The organism is Mesorhizobium sp. L48C026A00 (genome assembly GCF_000502375.1).
Taxonomy (GTDB): domain Bacteria; phylum Pseudomonadota; class Alphaproteobacteria; order Rhizobiales; family Rhizobiaceae; genus Mesorhizobium; species Mesorhizobium muleiense.
This window is the reverse complement of sequence record NZ_AYWU01000096.1, coordinates 1-1,398: the sequence shown is the minus strand read 5'-3', so window position 1 is coordinate 1,398 and position 1,398 is coordinate 1. Positions and strand designations below refer to the sequence as shown.

General features: G+C 60.5%; 2 pseudogenes. Both read right to left on the bottom strand.

What is annotated here, in order from left to right:
* Window positions 1–464, bottom strand: a pseudogene (locus X738_RS84375) (ATP-binding cassette domain-containing protein); the annotation flags it as partial.
* Between the two features lie 4 nt (window positions 465–468).
* Window positions 469–1,398, bottom strand: a pseudogene (locus X738_RS80490) (type I secretion system permease/ATPase); the annotation flags it as partial.

Below are 1,398 nucleotides of genomic sequence, written 5' to 3'. Positions count from 1 at the left end.
TTGCGCTCGCGCACGGAGGCGATCGCCTTAGCGACTGCAGCTTCGCCTTCCGCATCGAGATGGGCATTGGGTTCATCCAGCACAACAAGGAAAGGGTCTCGATAAAGAGCACGGGCAAGACCGATACGCTGGCGCTGCCCGGCGGAAAGTGCCGATCCGGCCTCACCAATCGGAGTTTCGTAACCGTGCTCAAAACGGAGGATCAGTTCGTGGGTGCCCGCTGCTTTCGCCGCGGCGACAATAGCGTCAGGGTCAGGATTATCTTCAAAACGAGCAATGTTTTCGGCAATGGTGCCGTCGAACAGTTCAACGCCTTGCGGCAGATAGCCGATATGACGGCCTAGTGCTTCCCGGTCCCATTGATCGAGGCTTGCGCTGTCGATGCGAACCTTTCCGGCGACCGGCGCCCATGCGCCGACGATGGCGCGCGAGAGTGTCGACTTGCCCGAACCCGATGCACCGATGNGCATCGAGATGGGCATTGGGTTCATCCAGCACAACAAGGAAAGGGTCTCGATAAAGAGCACGGGCAAGACCGATAAGCTGGCGCTGCCCGGCGGAAACTGCCGATCCGGCCTCACCGACCGGAGTTTCGTAACCGTGCTCAAATCGGAGGATCAGTTCGTGGGTGCCCGCTGCCTTCGCCGCGGCGACAATAGCCTCAGGGTCAGGATTATCTTCAAAACGAGCGATGTTTTCGGCAATGGTGCCGTCGAACAGTTGAACACCTTGCGGCAGATAGCCGATATGACGGCCTAGTGCTTCCCGGTCCCATTGATCGAGGCTTGCGCTGTCGATGCGAACNTTTCCGGCGACCGGCGCCCATGCGCCGACGATGGCGCGCGAGAGTGTCGACTTGCCCGAACCCGATGCACCGATGACCCCGAGTGCGCTTCCCGCCTGAATGGCAAACGCAAGGCCGGTCACGGTCAGCGTCCTTTCGCCGGGCGGAACGATTGTCACGCTTTCCAGGCGCAGTTCGCGTTCAGGTGCAGGCATTGGCATAACAGGAGCGGTTTCAGGAACCTTTTCCAAGAGGTCCTCCAGCCGCGCCCAACCCTGGCGCGCCATGAGGAAGGATTTCCAGCTTGAAATGGCCAGATCGACCGGAGCCAGCGCACGCCCCATCATTATCGAACTGACAATCATGACCCCGGCCGTAGCCTCCTGTCTGATGACAAGGTACGCGCCGACGGCAAGAATGGCCGATTGCACCTGCAGGCGCAGCGACTCTGAAAAGCCATCCAGCCCGCCTGCCAGATCCGCGGCTTTCCGGTTGGCGGCCAGACACTTGGCATTGGCCTTGTGCCATCGGGCAGCGATCCGCTTTCCGAGACCGAGAGCTTGCACGACCTCGGCATTGCGACGCGCTGCTTGCAGTAGACCATTGCGTACCAT